Source organism: Helicobacter sp. MIT 03-1616 (assembly GCF_000765685.2).
Taxonomy (GTDB): Bacteria; Campylobacterota; Campylobacteria; order Campylobacterales; family Helicobacteraceae; genus Helicobacter_C; species Helicobacter_C typhlonius.
This window is the reverse complement of record NZ_JROY02000001.1, coordinates 245,058-263,249: the sequence shown is the minus strand read 5'-3', so window position 1 is coordinate 263,249 and position 18,192 is coordinate 245,058. Positions and strand designations below refer to the sequence as shown.

The 18,192-nt window shown below is 39.8% G+C and carries 15 protein-coding genes, 1 tRNA gene and 1 pseudogene; 8 read left to right on the top strand and 9 right to left on the bottom strand.

Annotated elements, in window-relative coordinates:
• Positions 1-459 precede the first annotated feature (459 nt).
• From LS67_RS01290 to LS67_RS01280, 3 genes and pseudogenes are all read left to right on the top strand, one after another.
• Positions 460-675, top strand: a pseudogene (locus tag LS67_RS01290) (winged helix-turn-helix transcriptional regulator); the annotation flags it as partial.
• 251 nt (positions 676-926) lie between these two features.
• Positions 927-3,179: a dynamin family protein gene (locus LS67_RS01285; RefSeq protein WP_052099838.1), complete on the top strand. Its 2,253-nt coding sequence runs from the start codon at positions 927-929 to the stop codon at positions 3,177-3,179.
• 8 nt (positions 3,180-3,187) lie between these two features.
• The gene (locus tag LS67_RS01280) at positions 3,188-5,083 is read left to right on the top strand and encodes a dynamin family protein (RefSeq protein ID WP_231944793.1); all 1,896 of its coding nucleotides are present in this window, start codon (positions 3,188-3,190) and stop codon (positions 5,081-5,083) included.
• A gap of 26 nt (positions 5,084-5,109) precedes the next feature.
• Here LS67_RS01280 and LS67_RS01275 read toward each other — a convergent pair whose 3' ends face one another.
• The 7 genes from LS67_RS01275 to LS67_RS01245 all read right to left on the bottom strand — a co-directional run bounded on the left by LS67_RS01275 (position 5,110) and on the right by LS67_RS01245 (position 11,715).
• Positions 5,110-5,652 carry a hypothetical protein gene (locus tag LS67_RS01275; protein WP_034326387.1) on the bottom strand — a complete coding sequence of 181 codons (543 nt, stop codon included), beginning with the start codon at positions 5,650-5,652 and terminating at the stop codon, positions 5,110-5,112.
• The gene (gene lpxC, locus LS67_RS01270; protein WP_034326385.1) at positions 5,639-6,532 is read right to left on the bottom strand and encodes a UDP-3-O-acyl-N-acetylglucosamine deacetylase; all 894 of its coding nucleotides are present in this window, start codon (positions 6,530-6,532) and stop codon (positions 5,639-5,641) included. The genes LS67_RS01275 and lpxC overlap by 14 nt, the downstream gene beginning before the upstream one ends.
• A complete protein-coding gene (locus tag LS67_RS01265) occupies positions 6,529-7,218 on the bottom strand; it encodes a septum site-determining protein MinC (protein ID WP_034326383.1) in 690 nt (229 codons plus the stop codon). The genes lpxC and LS67_RS01265 overlap by 4 nt, the downstream gene beginning before the upstream one ends.
• 83 nt (positions 7,219-7,301) lie before the next feature.
• Positions 7,302-8,675: a M23 family metallopeptidase gene (locus LS67_RS01260; RefSeq protein ID WP_138109521.1), complete on the bottom strand. Its 1,374-nt coding sequence runs from the start codon at positions 8,673-8,675 to the stop codon at positions 7,302-7,304.
• A gap of 60 nt (positions 8,676-8,735) precedes the next feature.
• The gene (gene flhB / locus LS67_RS01255; protein WP_034326381.1) at positions 8,736-9,860 is read right to left on the bottom strand and encodes a flagellar biosynthesis protein FlhB; all 1,125 of its coding nucleotides are present in this window, start codon (positions 9,858-9,860) and stop codon (positions 8,736-8,738) included.
• A gap of 3 nt (positions 9,861-9,863) precedes the next feature.
• Entirely contained in the window at positions 9,864-10,433 is a 570-nt protein-coding gene (mobA, locus tag LS67_RS01250; protein ID WP_034326379.1) for a molybdenum cofactor guanylyltransferase MobA, read from the bottom strand.
• 31 nt (positions 10,434-10,464) lie between these two features.
• Complete coding sequence (locus LS67_RS01245) at positions 10,465-11,715, bottom strand: DNA-methyltransferase (protein ID WP_081953910.1); 1,251 nt, start codon at positions 11,713-11,715, stop codon at positions 10,465-10,467.
• Between the two features lie 157 nt (positions 11,716-11,872).
• On the opposite strand from LS67_RS01245, the gene moaA reads away from it, so the two are divergent.
• The 4 genes from moaA to LS67_RS01225 all read left to right on the top strand — a co-directional run bounded on the left by moaA (position 11,873) and on the right by LS67_RS01225 (position 15,783).
• Entirely contained in the window at positions 11,873-12,874 is a 1,002-nt protein-coding gene (gene moaA / locus LS67_RS01240) for a GTP 3',8-cyclase MoaA (RefSeq protein ID WP_034326377.1), read from the top strand.
• Between the two features lie 237 nt (positions 12,875-13,111).
• On the top strand, positions 13,112-13,591 hold the full coding sequence (locus LS67_RS01235) for a MarR family winged helix-turn-helix transcriptional regulator (protein WP_052082136.1): 480 nt from the start codon (positions 13,112-13,114) through the stop codon (positions 13,589-13,591).
• On the top strand, positions 13,588-14,244 hold the full coding sequence (locus LS67_RS01230; RefSeq protein ID WP_052099837.1) for a YceI family protein: 657 nt from the start codon (positions 13,588-13,590) through the stop codon (positions 14,242-14,244). Before LS67_RS01235 ends, LS67_RS01230 begins: the two co-directional genes overlap by 4 nt.
• A 177-nt stretch (positions 14,245-14,421) precedes the next feature.
• Positions 14,422-15,783, top strand: a complete 1,362-nt coding sequence (locus tag LS67_RS01225; RefSeq protein ID WP_052099840.1) for an aromatic amino acid transport family protein — start codon at positions 14,422-14,424, stop codon at positions 15,781-15,783.
• Between the two features lie 203 nt (positions 15,784-15,986).
• On the opposite strand, the gene LS67_RS01220 is transcribed toward LS67_RS01225, so the two are convergent.
• Positions 15,987-16,062, bottom strand: a tRNA-Phe gene (locus tag LS67_RS01220).
• Between the two features lie 117 nt (positions 16,063-16,179).
• Positions 16,180-17,268, bottom strand: a complete 1,089-nt coding sequence (locus LS67_RS01215) for a DUF354 domain-containing protein (RefSeq protein WP_034326371.1) — start codon at positions 17,266-17,268, stop codon at positions 16,180-16,182.
• A gap of 250 nt (positions 17,269-17,518) precedes the next feature.
• Here LS67_RS01215 and thyX point away from each other — a divergent pair, with 250 nt between their 5' ends.
• A complete protein-coding gene (gene thyX, locus LS67_RS01210) occupies positions 17,519-18,163 on the top strand; it encodes an FAD-dependent thymidylate synthase (protein ID WP_034326400.1) in 645 nt (214 codons plus the stop codon).
• Positions 18,164-18,192: the final 29 nt, after the last annotated feature.

Sequence of the window (18,192 nt, the reverse complement as noted above, 5' to 3'; positions counted from 1 at the left end):
TCCCTACGATTTGTCATTATACGATTTCATAGAATCCTCCTTGTTTGTAAAATAGATTGTGTAATTATAAAGCCTGATACTAAGTATTTGTCAAGGGGTTTAGAGGAATAAATATATCAAACAAGAACATCTCTTTCAAGCTATAAATTTCTCTTTACGCACTATGCAATAGATTGTGTTTGATGAGTTAAAATTGCTTATCAAAAGTTCTTTGTCGTTTTTATGAGATTATTGAAGTAAAGCTTACCTTTTCACTTCTCTTCTCTTAACAACTTTTGCTCTTATGGAGCTATTTTTTAGAACCTCTGCGTGTTCGTTCTTTATGTCAAGTGGCCAATCCATTCCTTGTTCTTGCACATTCCAATCAGGGTGTTTGCCGCCCTCAACGCTCAAATAATCCTCTACACAACATTGCTCTATAAGTTTATAAGAAATATAAGCATTTTGGATTCTTTTTAGCTCAAAAAGTCTGTGGGCGCGACAAAAAATCAGAGCATTTCTCAAAAGGTTTTAACCCAAAATTTGCGCGAATTAGAGGAAGCAAAGTTGATTAAAAGAAAAGTCTATGCAGAAGTGCCTCCACGCGTGGAATACAGCCTCACTCCGCTTGGGCAAAGTTTAGATTCTGTGCTCCAAAGCCTAGAATTGTGGGGCAAGAGCTACAAAGCATTGTAGGAAAGATTTTATAAGATTCTATACATTTTTCAAAAGTATAGAATCTACTTTTTCGCTCGTGTGGCTTAGCCTTACTGCACAAAACGACTAAGTCCAAATCTTAATGTTATTTGTGCCTTATTTAATACACTTTCAAAACACAAGTTATTATTTATTTTACTTTTTATGTTTTTATGCGAAAATATGTTTTTGTATCTGCACACAATAGAGCAAGCCTAGTGCAAAGCAGCAGCAAAGCAATGGAGAAAGATATGTCAATTTTACAGCAATATTTTCGCAATTTTCATCAGCTCCCCCCGCCAAACACTCGCAGTAGCACCCCTCCCATAAACCAAAGTCCGCAATCTCTTAGCATTATCCTCTGTGCCAATGAGCGCAACCTGCATATTTTCTCACACTGCCCGAGCTTTATGAGTGCTTTACCAGAATCTTACCTTGTGCTTACACCCTCCCAGCTACTTGATTCTGTCCTTGATATGCAAGCACACATTGTGAGTGAGAATCCATATATTTTTGATGAGCTTATGCCCTATTTTGCGAGACTCAATCTCGCCTCTGTAATTGATGATAACGAGTTTTCCTCCCTTGCCTCACTTAAGTCCTATGTCACATCGAGCGCACAAAGTGAGACTAAGATACAAAACACTAACCTACAAACTGCGCGTGAGGAGCTGTATAAGATTCATAGCCTCTTAGCTCCTATGCTTGATAAAAATACGCAACTTGCCCTCTCCCAAATCACACACAAACTAGAAAATGAAAGCCTGTGTATCGCCATTACCGGTGTGCTTAATGCCGGAAAATCTACTTTTTTAAACGCACTTTTATCCCAAGAGCTTTTAGGTAGCTCAAATGTGCCAGAGACAGCAAATCTCACCATTTTGCGCTATGGCAAAGAAGTGAGTGCGAGGGTGCATTTTTGGAGCAAGGAGCAGTGGGCAGATTTAGAATCTTCAAGCACATATGACGAGCAATTAAGGACATTTGTAACAGAATGCAAAACACATTTTGGCGCGGAGCTAGATTCATATATCACTACGCCACACAGCACGAGAGATATACGCACTGATGAGCTTAGTGCCTATACTTCGGCAAATCATTCAAGCAAAATGTGTAATCTTATTCAAAAAGTCGAGCTTTTCACGCCTCTTGCATTTTTGCAAAATAATGTCGAAATTGTCGATACGCCCGGGCTTGATGACCCGGTTACAAAACGAGAGGACATTACACGCGATTTTTTAGCACATTGTGATATGCTTATCCACGTGATGAATGCGAGTTGTGCGCTCACACAAAAAGATATTGACTTTATTTTGGAATCTCTACTCGAACAAAATATATCGCGTCTGCTTGTCGTGCTTACACGCATTGATTTGTTAAGCAAAGAGGATCTCAATGCTTCGCTCGAATACACGAAAAAAAGCCTCGCCACACAGCTTAAAAATGCCAACTACAAGGGCAATACAGCCGCTCTTTTATCGCGTATTGATTTTTTCCCACTCGCCGGATATGCCGCCCTGCTTCATCGCACTAATGGTGATACGAGCAAGGTTAGCATTTCTTTGGAGCAAAGCGGGATTATGCAAATAGAATCTTATCTACAAAAAATGCTTTTAGGTAATGAAAGTCTCAAAGCGCAAGATATGCTCTATCTCGCCTATAAAGCCACTCACAAAATCGCACAAGAATATGAAGAGATTTTGTCCTTACAAACGAGCCTACTCCACGCGAGTAAAGACGAACTAGAAATGATTATCGCCCAAGAGAGGGCGCATAATGACGCGCTTTTGCAAGAACTAAAGAGTTTAGAATCTACCCTTGCTTCGCTCCACAACGAGCTAAAAGACTTTCTCCACATGCTCCAATCCTTTAGCACAAATACTCTCTCAAAATCCGCCACACTCGTAAAAGACAAGGTGTTTAATGACATTGTGTATGACTATGAGCACGGGACAAAAATAGAATCTACAAACATACAAACAATGATAGAACTTAGCCTCAAAGACTGCTTTGCGGACATCGGGCGCGAATATCGTTACAGACTTAGCAGAAAAATCGCACAGCTTAAAAGCGTGATAGCCGATACCGAGGAGATGAAGCTCCCGCCTATCCATTTTCAACTCAAAACTGCGGATATTGCGCCTATTATGCGCTCCCTGCTTGATGAACTCCCACATCTTATTAAAAGTGCGAATAGAAAAAACAGCCTCAAAATCGCACTTGAAAATGCCTTTGCAACACTCTTTAATGCCTTTGCAACACTCATAGAATCCAAAAACAAAGAGATTAGCGCCCTCTTCCTTACACATTTTGATGAGATAAGCCAAACGCACAAATCCCATATAGAATCTAAAATCGCACAAAAAGAACAAAGCCTACAAAATGCTCTTAAACAGCGGGACGATAGTAGCCACAATACAAGAAAAGACGAGCTAGAAGCGCAATTTAGAGTAATTAAGGACATTACAAATGCCTTGCAATCCCAGTTACAGCATTTACAATAGGAGCAAATATGAGTAATACACAAGATTCGCAGACCTTGCAGGATTCACAAATGGCGCAGGATTTGGCAGATTCAAAAGATTCACAAGAGAATCTACTCGAAACATTTATAAAGGAATTTGCAGCCGCAAAAGAGCAAATCCTGCAAAACAGCAATCCCCTCTACGCACTCATCGACAAAGTCAAATATAGCCTAAGTCAAGTCGCGCCATTAGATTCTAAAACGCTCCATAGCCTCAACGCGCTAAGCCTTAGCATACAAGAGCCAATGAAAGTGGCGATTATTGGGCAATTTAGTAGCGGTAAATCCACATTCTTAAACGCGCTTTTGGGGCAGAGCATTCTCCCTAGTGGTGTTACGCCAATTACCTCCAAAGTCTGTCATATTGCCTATGGAAGCGACTATACGCTTGAAATTGTCTATAAAAATGGCAATATCACAAATAAACCCCTTAGCTACCTAAGCGAAGTGAGCGAGGCAGAGAATACAAAAATTGCCTTTTACAAACTCTATGCACCGCTCAATCTGCTTAAAAGTATTAATTTCCTCGATACGCCCGGATTCAATTCAATCAATCAAAGCGATACAGACACGACAAACGAAGTGCTTGAAAATGTCGATGGTATTATTTGGCTCACACTCATCGACAATGTTGGTAAGCAGAGTGAGAAAGACATCATCAACACACATATTAGACACTATGCAAGCAAAAGCCTCTGTGTGTTAAATCAAAAAGATAGGTTGAAAAATCAAGATGAAATTGATGTAAGCCTCAATTATGCTAAAAAGGCATTCGATGGATTTTTTGAGGATATTATCGCTATATCGGCTAGAAATGCACTTTTGTCTCATAACGCAAAGGGGGAGGAGGCGGAAAATCTTAGGGCAGATTCTAATATAGAATCTATCCTTGCCTTTTTGCAAAATACTATTGCACCACAGGCAGAGGAGGCAAAATCTCACAGCATTCACAAACATTTACGCACACTCACGCTCAATTACGCGAGACTTTGCCTACACGCGCATTTACACTTCAAAAAGCTAAAATCTGCTCTTGTGAGTGCGGGAGTGCATTTTACAGATAGCTATCCACAGAGTGCATTTTACAAATCTTTCCCTTCACTTTTTTATGATTTAGAATCTAAGCTTGATGAACTCACACAGCATATTTATAGCTCCTTGACACGCACTTCTAGGGACTTTGTGCGATTGGAGAAAAAACTCGGTATTACCACACAAAAGATACAAACAAAGGAGATTACGACTTTGCCTCGAGAGCGTTTGGGACTAAGTCTGTGCGGAGGAGATTCACAATTTGAGCGAGATTTTATCAAACTTGGTTTTGATATAAGCGCAATGGGCGAGAGTTTTGATACACTTTTAAATGAGCATATGGCGCATTTGAGGGGGATTATCACACAATGGTATGAATCCTTTCTACCAACCCTGCAAAGTCCGCTTTTGCAAAAAAGCCTCGATGAAATGCTAAATGCTCATCAGCACCTCACGCATATACACAGCCAAAGTCTCAAGGCGCAACTAATGCTTTTTGCGAAGATTCTCACACTCAATTACCAAATATCCGTGCATTTGTGCCTCAATAGCATTGATTTGAAAATTCAAGAAGCTCTTGATAAACACAGCAAGAATCCTGACACTTTGCCGCTTTTTAATCCTAGCCTAGAAAATATCCGCGATGAGCTTAATCTAGGTTTTTGCTTTAGCTTTTTGCAAGAAAATCTTTTAACCCAGCCGCTACACAAAAAAAGCATTTGGCATTTTGAACGCGAAATGAAAGCACTCTGTGATGAGCAAAACGCGAATATCAGCGCGTATGAGGGGCAATACAAGAACTACCTAACATTGCTCAAAGAATTACTTACGCTTCTTAAGAATAAAGCATAGAGACTAGATTCTAAAATTTTAAACCCTCAAAGCGGAGGCAAAATATAGAGTGGCTCGGTGGGCAAGTTAAACGCACTCTTATCAAGTCTTTGTGGCAAGAAGAATGAGGCATTATTTTTCATCACTCCGCTATCTGTGGTGTTTTGATTTATCGCATTTTGATTTGATACATCTTGATTCACATTTTGCACAAGGCTTATCTCGCCATTCTCGTTACGATAAAAGCAACTCGTACCAAAGGCTCTAATATATGCGCTTTGCGTGAAGTAAAAGCTTGAAGTAGCAAAAAGCCTTATATCATATAGATTGCTTAGTGTATGCAAAAAAATATGTGTGAGTTTAAGTGCGCTAAAGCTCCCGGGACCATTTGCATAATAAATAGCATTGATTTTAGAATCTGCATAAGCTGGGTTTTGCTTTGGGGTAGGGAGCAAAGATTCAAAAACGCGAGGTAATGCCACCAAGAGTAACTCGTTGCTTTGAACTTGCTCTATGAGCGTATTATTCTCATACACCCCGCAAAGCAGCGGAGAGCTTGCGCTAAAAAGAACAATATCAATGTGTCTCATATGCGTATTCTAAAGCTTCTTCCTCTACTTTGTCCTCAAGACTTACTATCTCATAGGCTTTTTCATCGCTTAAGAGCTGTTTAGTAAGAAGGTGATTGAGCTTGTGGCTTCCAGCGAAAGATACATAAGTGCCAAGCAACGCCATACCAAGCAACGCCATATCACCAATAGCATCTAAAATTTTATGTCGCACAAATTCTTCTTTGTAGCGCAACCCCTCTTTATTGAGAATTCCGCTTTCATCAAGCACAATACAATTACTCAAGTCCCCGCCCTTTGCCAAACCCTTAGAGCGCAAATAATTCACTTCGTGCAAAAAGCCAAATGTCCTCGCTCGAGCAATTTCCTCTTTATATGCTTTGGTAGAAAAAATAAATTTATATTGTTGGTTGCGAATCGCTGGGTGAGCAAAATCAATACTAAAGTCAAAAATCGTCTTTTCACTCGGCTCTACGCGCACAAATTTTTTATCCTCCACAATTTCAATAGGCTTTTTAATCGCAATCGCCTTTTTATGCGCGTTTTGTGAGCAAACTCCCGCCTCTTCAAGCAACATACAATAGCCTATTGAACTGCCGTCCATAATAGGTACTTCCTCATTATCAAGCGAGATTCTAATATTATCAATACCATACGCGTGAATGGCAGAGAGCAAATGCTCAATTGTCGAAACACGTGCATCACCATTGGCAATCACGGTTGCCATAGTCGTATCAATTACACTTTGTGGCTTGAGTGGGATACTCACACCCAAATCGCTACGATAAAACACAATGCCACTATCCACGCCCAGAGGCTCAAGCTCCATTCTCACAGGCACGCCCTTATGAAGCCCAATACCTACAATTTCAACTTTATTTTTAATCGTTTTTTGTCTCATATCATCTCCTTTACCAATATATTATCGCCCTTTTTAAAAATCATTTTGAATAATGCGTTGCTTTGGTTAATCGTGTGTAAAATTTCTTGGCTAACAATCGTATCCTGAAACAAAACGGCAGGATTTAGAATCTTAGAGCAAATGATAAAATCTCCATGCGCCTCTATGCTCCCCCTGCACTCGCCAAAGAGAAATAAATTTCCCTCTGCCACCACACGCGCACCGCTGTTAATGTGGGATTCTATAACAATATCGCCATTATGATATATCTCCTCTCCGCTCCGCACGATACGACTAATCCATAATGTGCGAGAGAACGCGCCTGAAAATGTAGCAGGGATAGATTCTGATTTGATAGAATCTACATTATCCGCGCTCATCATATTGTTCGTGTTTGCCACGCCATTTATTGAATCCTGTGCGCGTTCTTGTGTAGAATTAGCATTTATTGTTCCAAGCGCAACATATGAGGCGTTATCGCGCGTGGGTATTTCTCCACTCAAAATCGCAAAAGAGAGATTGTTAGATTCTAAAAATTCTTGCAATTCCTTATCAATTTGCCACCCAAAGCCAAGCATATGATGCCTAAGCAATGGTAAGTATTTTGTAATAAAGTCAATACACTCTTTTGTATCAGCTGCTTCTACAAACTCAAATAATGCGACTTTGCGCTGTTTTGTTTTCATTCTACCTTGCCTTTTGCTCTTTGTGTAATTCCCTATTCTCTGCTTCTCTCATTGTGCCTATGCGCTTCATTCTTTATGTGTCTTTATCGTAACGCATTTGTGTTTTGCGTAAATTCACGCGCTTTTTTAAGCACATTCACCACATTTTCATCAACCCACTTTTGATCAATCCACTCATTGAGGCGCACAAAATGCCCTTGTATTAAGATTCCAAAATGCAAATGATCGCCAAAAGCCCAGCCGGTTTGCCCTGTCTTACCAAGCTGCTGCCCTATGCTGACCTCATCACTTACTTCTAAACTACTCTCGTGCATATGCGCATAAATTGATGAAACGCCAAATCCGTGATAAAGTAGCAAGGTATTGCCATAAAGCCCTAGATAACTTTTAAGCAGCACCACACCTCTATTGCTCGCTATGATTGGCGCATTTTTCACACTCGCTACATCAATACCTAAATGCACTGCCTCGCTTATTTTTTCTTTATTTAAAAAATAGATGCGATAATCCCCAAAACTCCCAACGACCCTTGAGCCTCTAAGCGGCACAAATGCGCGGAAATCCTCATCTATATAGCTTGAATCCGATACAGAGTTACTTGCTTTGAGGATTCTACTCTCATCTTCGGCGCGCACTCCTTTGTTAAAAAATACAAATCTTTCCACATCGCTACTAAAATCCCTCAAATGTTTTTTGTCAATTTGCGCGATAAGTTCATTGAGTTTGCCATTCAAAAAATCCTCTTTGACATTGATGTTTGATTGATAGTAAGGCACATTGATGTTGCGCGTGATGGGAATAGTATGCTTTGTTGTATTTCCCGCTTTGTCCGTGGCTACAACTTGTGCAACAAAAAATTTATTTTTGAGAGGCCACGCAATGACACCCACATAAATGTCATCACTCGCATATTTAAAGAGCCTAAATTCATCAGTGCCATTATTGATTGAAACCTTATCCAAATCCATATCTTTGACTTGCACTGCTATGACCGCGCTCCCTCCACGCACGATTTGAAAAGACTGCGCAATATTTTTTACCACAGGTGGAGTTGTATCCACAATCAAATGTAAATCCACCTCCGCGGTATTGCCGCTAAAAAAATGTGAGTTACTCCAGTCGGTTACGAATAGTTTGTATTGAATGCTCGTGCCATTTTTTAATATCGTGGGAGAGCGAGGTAACTGAATCTTTACGGACTTTGGCTTATTTAAAATTACTTCTTTTTCATCAAGCAAAATCTCGCCATCAAAAATCATCTGCACACGATAATTGCGTATGCCACTCTCGTCGCTAAATTCAACAAATATATCATCATCAAGATTCCAATGTGTGGGCGTATCACTCGTGAGTGTTGGGGCTTTGTTTTCAAAAAATACTAAGCTAAAGCTAATCACACCCACCGCCACAAGAAGCACTACAAGCACACCCATAATCATTAGTCGCCTATTTTCCATACCCTAAAGCCTTTATGTAAATGTGAAAGCGCACATTATATCACAAAGCATAATAAGTGCCTATGTGCTTTGCGCACTTTTGCTGTTGATTGTATTAATCAGCTTACTCAAGCTATCTTTTCCTTCAAGCGCATCGAGTCGTGCCACCTCGCCAAGCACCTGCACCACCGCGCCAAAGAGTTCGGGCGGGATTGTTTGGTTTAAATCAAGCTGCTTATAAATGGCTCGTGCAAGGGGCGGATTCTCAACAATACGAATCCCGTATTCCCTCGCCACAGCCTTAATACGAATAGCAAGCTCATCTATGCCCTTTGCCACCACCACAGGCGCCATTTTGCGCTCATATTCTTTTTGGGTATATCGCAATGCCACGGCATAATGCGTAGGATTTGTAATTACCACAGAAGCAGAGGGGATTTCTTGCATCATACGACTTTGGGCAAGTTTTTGCTGCATTCTTCGAATCTTTGCCTTAATCTCCGGGCTTTGCTCGTATTGCTTATATTCATCTTTGACTTCTTTGATGCTCATTTTAAGGCTTTTTGTGTATTGATATTTTTTGATGAGATAATCACTCACCGCCATAATAAAAAATAACACCAAAAGCACACCAATAAGCATTAATGCCTTTTCTCTAAACCACAGAATCTGCGCGTAAAGCCCTCCCATAGAGACACTTGGTAATTCATCAAAGAAGCTCACAAACACCGCGAAGCCAATGATAAAAGCCACAAAAACCTTAAAGGTAATCATAAAGCCATCGAGCAGTTTTTTGAGCGAAATCACATTTTTGAATCCACTTATAGGATTAATCTTTGAAAGTTTTGGCTTAATGGCTTTAGGGGAGAGCAAAAATCCAAACTGCGCAATATTGGCAATCACGCCTGTAGCCATTAGTGCGATAAAAAGCGGGGCGAGCATAATAAACACTTCAAGTATAATGCCTAGCATCAAATTCCCAAGAATACGACTATCCACATCAAGATTCATAAGCGCACTAATATGCAAGAAAATCTTTTCGGCACTACTCACCCAAAAGGGTATAAGCAAAAACATCAACCCAAGCCCGACAAGCAGGATAAAAAATCCCGCAAATTCCGGACTTTTGCCTACATTGCCCTCTTCTCTCGCTTTTTGAATCTTATGTGCGCTCGGGGCTTGGGTCTTCTCCTCATCATCTGCCATTTGCTACACTCCCAATCTCAAAAACTCTAAAGCGCGTGCATAATCCTCTTGTGTATTGATATTAAAGCATTCTTCATTAGAGGCAGACACACTTTTATGCTGATGAGTTTCTATAATTTGATAAATGGTATAAATTTTAGATTTACGCGCCCAAACAAGCGTATCAAGCAAAGAAATATGCCATTTTGAAATAAGATAGTGTGCCTTGTCCTCGCTTTGTGCATAAGTAATAGGTGCATTTGAATCCACAAGCTGACGCAAAGTTTCTCCACGCACAAAAGGTGTATCTACGCTCACAAAAAGTATTTCTTGGGCTTTAAGCTTCTCAAAGGCATTTATCATTCCTATGATAGGTGCATAAATGCGACTTCTTTCAATTAAAAATGGGGCATCAAAAGCGAATTTCTTTCTGTCTTTGGTGCTGATATATACTTTTTCACATATTTTACTTAAGCGCGTAAATACCCACTGACTTAGATTCTCTTCTCCAAAAGCAACTTGTGTTTTATCCTCTCCTAAACGCGAACTTTTGCCCCCCGCTAAAATCACGCACGGAATCATTATTTTTTGCATATATGCTTACTCCTTACATCTATTGACAACATTATATATTGTTTTGCGAATTTTGCAACCTGTATTGCTCTCGTATCTCATCTAACACAACGCGTTTGTTGCCCTCACATTCCACTTCCCAATACATAAAGCCATTAAGCCTTTGTGCTTTGCTTTGTTTAAGCCGTGCTGCAAGAGTATGAATATCATAAGAGTGCCCTTTATATGCTAACTTCCCCTCCCTTTTTAAAGTTGCATAAATAGAAGTTTTTTTCAAATACACTCTTTCATTAATTTTCAAAAATCCTGCTTGTATAAGCTCATCTAAACTAACTTTTAAAGGCTTTTCATCAAATGTTGCTCGTGCGATTTTACTCTCCTCAAAACTAACACTTTTAACGCGATTCTTACCATATTCAATATACATAGGATTTTGCTCAAAGCTTATATATTTTCGCCCAAGCTTTTTCGCCATAGCTGCCGTAGTCATTGTGCCTCCAAAAGGGTCAAGCACAATATCATTTATGTTGGAACTAATAGCAATGATTCTATACAGCAAGTCTTGTGGTTTTTGTGTGCTATGAAGCTTTTTCCCTTGATTATTCTTAAGTCGCTCATTTCCACTACACACAGGCATTTTCCACACGCTTCCTAACTGTCTCCGCTCTCCTTTATTAAAATCTACAATATCAACATTAAGCTCTTTCGCAGTTTTATAATGAAAAGTGTATTTACTTTTTTTACTCTTTGTCGCCCAAATAAGCGTTTCGTGCGCATTATTGAGTCTTGTGCCGTGAAAATTAGGCGTAGGATTACTTTTATGCCAAATCACATCATTGATAAACCAAAAACCCAAATCCTGCATAATCCCACCAATGCTATAAATACACTGCATGGAGCCAATCACCCAAATACTCCCATTTGGCTTTAAGATTCTATAACATTCCTTGAGCCACTTCTCGCAAAAGGCTTTGTAGTCGTCATTATTCTTAAAGACACTATCCCACGAATCATCACAACCACTAAAGTTACTCCCCTCAGGACGCTTTAACACCCCATCTACGCGCATAAAATACGGTGGGTCAGCAAAGATAAGGTGAATGCTAGAGTCCGGCAATTCTTTCAATAAATCTATGCTGTTACCCTGCACAATCTGATTAAGAGGTATTTTATCAGGCAAACAAGCTTTAGAAACTTGCTTAGATTTTGCCTTAAGTTTTTTCTTAGAATCTGCACTAGATTCTAAAACTTTAGCACCTAACTCATTGTGCGAATGCAACACAGAATGCGATTTGTGCTTCATATCAATCCTTATAAACGCTTATGTTTTAAATCATTGTAACTTATTTTGTATAATCACGCTTTTATTTTGCGCCCATAGCTTGAGGCACTATAAGCACAAACAAGTTTTAGTGCTTTAACTAAGAAATATATATAACAAACAATATGTGGGAGAGATAATGCTCATAGATTCCTTTCATCGCAAAATCGACTATATGCGCGTATCTGTTACCAAACAATGCAATTTCCGCTGCCAATATTGTATGCCTGATACTCCAGAAGATTTTATAGATGAAAGTGCGCTGCCTCTGCCTAAAATGTTTGAATTTATTAAAATCGCCATTGATAATGGCATAAAAAAAATCCGTATTACCGGTGGTGAGCCACTTTTGAGGGCAGATTTAAGCGCATTTATTGCTCAAATCTATAAATACGCTCCACATATTGAACTCACCCTTACAAGCAATGCTTTTTTACTTGAAAAATATGCTAAAGATTTAAAGGATGCAGGGCTTTCACGCATTAATATTTCTTTAGATTCTCTTCAAAATGAGCGCATAAAGCTTATTTCTAAACGCGATGCCTTGCCACAAATCCTAAGAGGTATTCACAAAGCAGCGGCTTTAGGACTTGGCATTAAACTCAATATGGTGCCACTTCAAGGCATAAATGATGATGAAATCATTGATATGCTTGAATTTGCTGCCACTTATGGCTTTGGTATTCGCTTCATTGAATTTATGGAAAATATCCACGCAAAAAATGGTTTAAAAGGCTTAAAGAAAACAGAGATTCTTAGCATTATCAATGCTAAATATCCTACACAAGAGGAAAGAAAAGAATGCTTTGGTCCTGCCAAACTTTATAGCATAATCCACGCGGATTTTTCTACAAATACTTCCACACAAGCACCCTTTAGTTTTGGCATTATCTCTCCACACGAAGATGATTTTTGTGCAAGCTGTAATCGTATCCGCCTTACAAGTGATGGCGTGATTTGTCCTTGCTTGTATTATCAAGAAAGCGTGAATCTTAAAGATGCCATTATGCAAAACGATAAAGAAAATATGCAAAAACTCTTGGAACTCTCCGTGCATAATAAGCCTGAAAAAAACCAATGGGAGCAGGAAATGACACAGAAAAACCACTCCACACGCGCATTTTACTACACAGGTGGATAACTCTATCAACCCTTGATGTCTTGGCAAGTCAAAAGCACATTTAACTCTACCTATACCCAATAAAAGCCGTATTAGAATATATAGCTACTTCACACTACCAACATTTATCTTTTCTCGCAAATACATTTAAAAACATTTTACCCTTGATTTTATTATAATTTTCAATTATAATACTTTTTAATTATTATCATTAAAAATGACTATTAGTTTATCAAGCGACAATGCAAGGAGTAGCAAATGGATACACAAGATTCACAAGCAAACATCAATTGCGATATTTATCAAAATATTGGATTTCTCGCGACAAAACTGCGCTTTTGGCTCTCATCAGAGTTTGATAGACGCATAGCTCCGCTAGGTATTATCCACCCACAAGCGGGGATTTTGTGGCAATCTCATCAGCAAGCAAGCTCACAAACCAACTTGCGAGGCTCTGCACTAAGCGATAAAAACTATGTGCGTATGTATGTTGATGATTTGGAATCTAAGGGTTTAGCCACGCGTAAGCAAAACCCAAAAAATAGACGAGAAAACCTTATTGTCCTTACACCTAGCGGTAGGCAGTGCGCGGAGCAGACATATCAAATGATGAAGGAGGTGCATAATGATTTGCTTTTAGAACACATCAGCGAAGACGAGATGAAGGAGCTTCACAGGATACTGCATAAGGCAGTCATAGGACTTGAAAATAAAGAACGACAGAAAGGAAAACAATGAAAATACAAGAAAATATGCGTAAAACAAATACACAAACAGGACAAAACAAGATATGGAAAACACTCTGTTTTTCATTCGCCTTGCTACTAGCGGCAAATATGACATATGCGCAAACCCCCATGAATAAGCAAGATGCTATTGCGGTAGAATCTAACCTAAAGGCGTTGGCAGGGAGCTATAAGGTAAGCAAAGATTCTCATATTGGCTTCAAGGCGACTAAATTTGGCTTTGTGTCGGTAAATGGGCATTTTAGGGAGTTTAGCGGGGATTTGAAGCTTGATAATGCTGGTAACATCACGCATTTAAGTGGCGAGATTCAAACCGCCTCTGTTTTTTCTGATAGCAAGAAACGCGATGCGCATTTGCTCGAGCCTGATTTTTTAGATGTGAAAGTCTATCCCACAAGTCGCCTTGTGATGACAAAATATGAAATGCGTGAAAATGCCAATGGCAAGATAAAGGGCAAAGTATATGCAGAGATTAATTTGCACGGCATAACGCTACCCCTTGAGCTAGATTCTACCTTGAATACACAAAATGTTGAGCTGGCACTCACCGGAATGCTTAATATCAAAGACTTTGGCATTCAAGGCTCAAAGATGAATAGTGATAAGGTGGAGATGTATATTAAAACATTATGGGAGGGCAAATAGGGCTTATGAATAAAGTTTTATGTGTCTTTGCGTAGAATGTTAAAAATCTACCTCATCGCAAAAATAACTCTCGTTTTGCAAATGTTTTAAGCCCTTTATGTTTTTTATTTTATACAATGGCACACCTCAATTATACAAAGGATTTTAGTGAAGTGGAATAGTTTTGATACGCGCTGGATGCTTTCACTCTTTGGCACAGCGGTGGGTGCGGGAATCTTATACCTGCCTATTAGGGCTGGAGGAGGCGGATTCTATCCTGTTGTGGCGATGTGTTTTATCATTTTCCCAATGGTATATCTTAGCCACCGCGCACTTTCTCGCTTTGTCTGCCAAGCTAATGGTGATGACAAAGACATCACACACGCCGCAGAAGAGTATTTCGGGCGTGGGGTGAGCATATTCATTTCAATTCTCTATTTTTTTGCTATTTTTCCTATTTGCTTGGCGTATTGTGTAGGTATTACAAATACATTTGAGAGTTTTATTTATAATCAGATTCTCCCTCTTGTGAATGATCATCACCCCAGAGTTGCTCCACTTGGCACTTTAGCTGGATTCATACAAAGCATTTATTATGACCCACATAGCTATTATATCCCATTTGACTTTCTCCAACAAAGCGAATCTATATTCGTTAAGCTTGAATCTGAAAATTATGCTAATTTGCTACCATTTTGGCGAGCTGCGCTTGTATTTATTTTAGTCAGTGCCTTTATGCTCATTATGCTCTTTAGCGAAAAACTCATTACAAAAGTGTGCCAATGGCTTGTATATCCGCTTTGTGCGATTTTATTTATCTTTTCACTCTATCTCATTCCTCAATGGAATCTTGAAAGCCTAAGTGCTGTGCCTGATACGAAAGAGTTTTTAACAATCGTGTGGCTCACGCTTCCCGTGCTTGTGTTTAGCTTCAATCACTCGCCCGCTATTTCTACTTTCGCACTTAGTGTTAAGCGCGAATATGGGGCAAATGCTATTGCAAAATCAGATTCTATTCTTTTACGCACTTCAGTTATGCTTCTTGTCTTTGTGATGTTTTTTGTTTTCTCTTGTGTGCTTTCACTTAGCCCCGCAGAATTGGCTGAAGCAAGGGCGCAAAATATCCCTGTGCTTTCTTATTTTGCTAATAAACTTGACAATCCTTTTATATCTTATGGTGGTCCATTGATTGCCTTTTTAGCTATTTCTAGCTCATTCTTTGGACATTATTTTGGGGCGCGTGAGGGAGCGTATGGGATTGTTCGTAAATGCTGCAAAATCGCAGGAAATGAGAATCCTAATCTCAAAACCATAGCTATTGTTTGCACAAGTGTGATGTATGTGATTATGCTCATTGTGGCATATCTCAATCCAAGCGTGCTTGGCTTTATTGAGGATTTGGGTGGTCCTATTATTGCAGCGATTCTATTCCTTATGCCAATTATTGCCATTTATACCATTTCTAAAATGAAGCAATTCCAAAACCCTGCGCTTGATGCGTTTGTGTTTATCACCGGGCTTTTAACCATCTTTACCGTGGTATATAAGCTCATAGGCTAAGTTTAGATTCTGGCTCAAGCTCTCCTGCAGAGCCTAAATCCTAGCCAAAATACATTACCTTTCAGGTTGCTAGAAAAGAGTAGGCAACAAAAAATCAACTAACATCAAGCCCCATATTCAAATAAAAAATAAAAGCTGAAAGTAACTCTATTTGTTTGTGTAGTTTTTGAAAATAATAAAGACAATGAAAGGAAATCAAGTGGTGGTGGCTCGAGGCGGAATCGAACCACCGACACGGAGATTTTCAGTCTCCTGCTCTACCGACTGAGCTATCGAGCCTTAAATACAAAAACAAATAAGCGCGGATTCTATACAAAAGCTTTTAAAACTTGGCTTAAACCACATAGAATTGTGCAAGATTTTAAAAGTTTTTAGAATCTCCCACAAAGCCATTGGCTACTCTAACAACGCGCGTATATCTGCTAGAATATCGCTCACATCTAGCCCATTTGGCGCAAAGAGGTCATCTCGTTTTTGATGCGCTTTGGGGTTAGAGAGTATCTTTAAAGCAAGGTCGAACACCTGCTCGGCGGATTTTGCGTGGTGCATTAGCTTAGATTCTAAAAGAAAACTATCGTGAAAAAGCAAAAGTGAGCGCGTAGAAATCACGGGAATCCCCAAATAACACGCCTCAAGATTCATTGTCCCGCCGCCACCAATAAGCAAGTCTATAAATGGATAAAACGCCTTTGGCTGAAGCTTTTCTGTGAGTATGCGCACATTTTTATACGCACCAAAGGCAGATTTTAGCTCATTGCTCCCATAACGCGGCATAAGCAAGATATTCGCCTGTGCGCTTAGTAGTTCTATACTTTCATATATAATAGGCAATTTTTTCTTCACATAATGCGCCATATACTCCTCCTCACGCACAAGCACGAGAGGTAGATTCTGATTTAAATCATACTCACGCATAAATGCCACTCTCTGCATAGAATCCCGCGCAAATTCAGGCACATCTTGCAACCATAGTGCAACATCGATAAAATCGTAAGCCTTGACTTGCGAGGGTGCTAGCCCCAAACTCGTGTAGCATATCTCTGGAACGACAAAAGGGCGAAAAACAAGGCGGGAGAGTGGCAGGGTGAGGCGGGAAAGAATGGTAAGATTGTGCGCTAAGGTATTACCAGCCACGGGCGTATCGGCAAAATGCACCACAGGTATGCCTAACCCAAAGGCGCATTGCACACCATCGACACTTGCCCCAGTGATGAAAAGTTTAGGCGTTTGTCCCAATCTCTTAAAAAGTGCTAAGAATCCACTCTGTCTCTGCAAACGAGATTCAAACTTGCCAAGTCTGCTTTCACCCCCATAACCGCCGATTTCATAGGCTTGTATGCCAAAAAGTGTTAAGAGTCTAGCGCATTCATCATAATCTGCGCTTCTACGCGTGGTGATAATGAGTGTATCAAGCAACTGCAGCTGTGGGATAAAGGACTTAAAAAACATCACATATTTGGGGTCGATAATATCAAGCCAAATCATTTTGCCTCCTTAGGTTTTAAATCTTAAAGCCTTGTTTAGAATCTTGTATTGTATAGGCTTTGTCTAAAAATCACATATACCACTTTTGTTTCGCTTTGAAAATCTACACAAAACCCGCTCACTTGCTTTTATCACAACCCTTACTATGCCGAAGCGTTACGCGGACATAAGGTTTATTAGCGCATTTTGTGTATCATTCTATACCAAATCACTAAGAGGAGAGGTAATGGGAGAGCAAAAAAATACCAAGATGTGCATTAGTCTTTTGCATTATACACCCTTACATATTTGTAGCCACGCTATACGCACCTGTTGGCAGAGCTTTGAAAAGGGCGATAATGGCGGGGAAAAAGATAAAGAGCTCATCAATAGGGTGGGAAATAAATTTAAGCACACAAGCACCTTGGAACATTTGTATTATAATTTTTACATTCAGGGCATTTCGCGTGCGTGTTTGCAGGAGTTAGCGCGTCATCGTATGGCAAGTTTTAGTGTAAAGTCCTCGCGCTACACACTAAAAGAGCTAAAAAATCTCCCTAGCTTTCTCCCCATAAATGCCGAGAATCTTGCTCGAGCAGAAGAATTTGTCGTTTTTACACAAAACGAGCAGGTCAATCACGCTTCGCTTCGTGCCCTTGAATCTTTGCGCGAGATTTTATGTAACAATATTAGCAGCGATATAGCAAAGTTTGCTATGCCAGAATCCTATCGCACCGAGCTAAGCTTTAGCATTAATGCAAGGAGTCTGCAAAATCTCCTCTCACTTCGCACTTCAAAGTCTGCGCTATGGGAGATTCGCAATTTAGCCCTTGCTCTTTTTAACGCACTCCCAGCAGAGCAGCGATTTATTTTCGAGCATTGTATCAGCACAGAAAATGCGGAAAAAGATGCTTAAGATTCCATCATTTTTGGTAATTTTTCGCT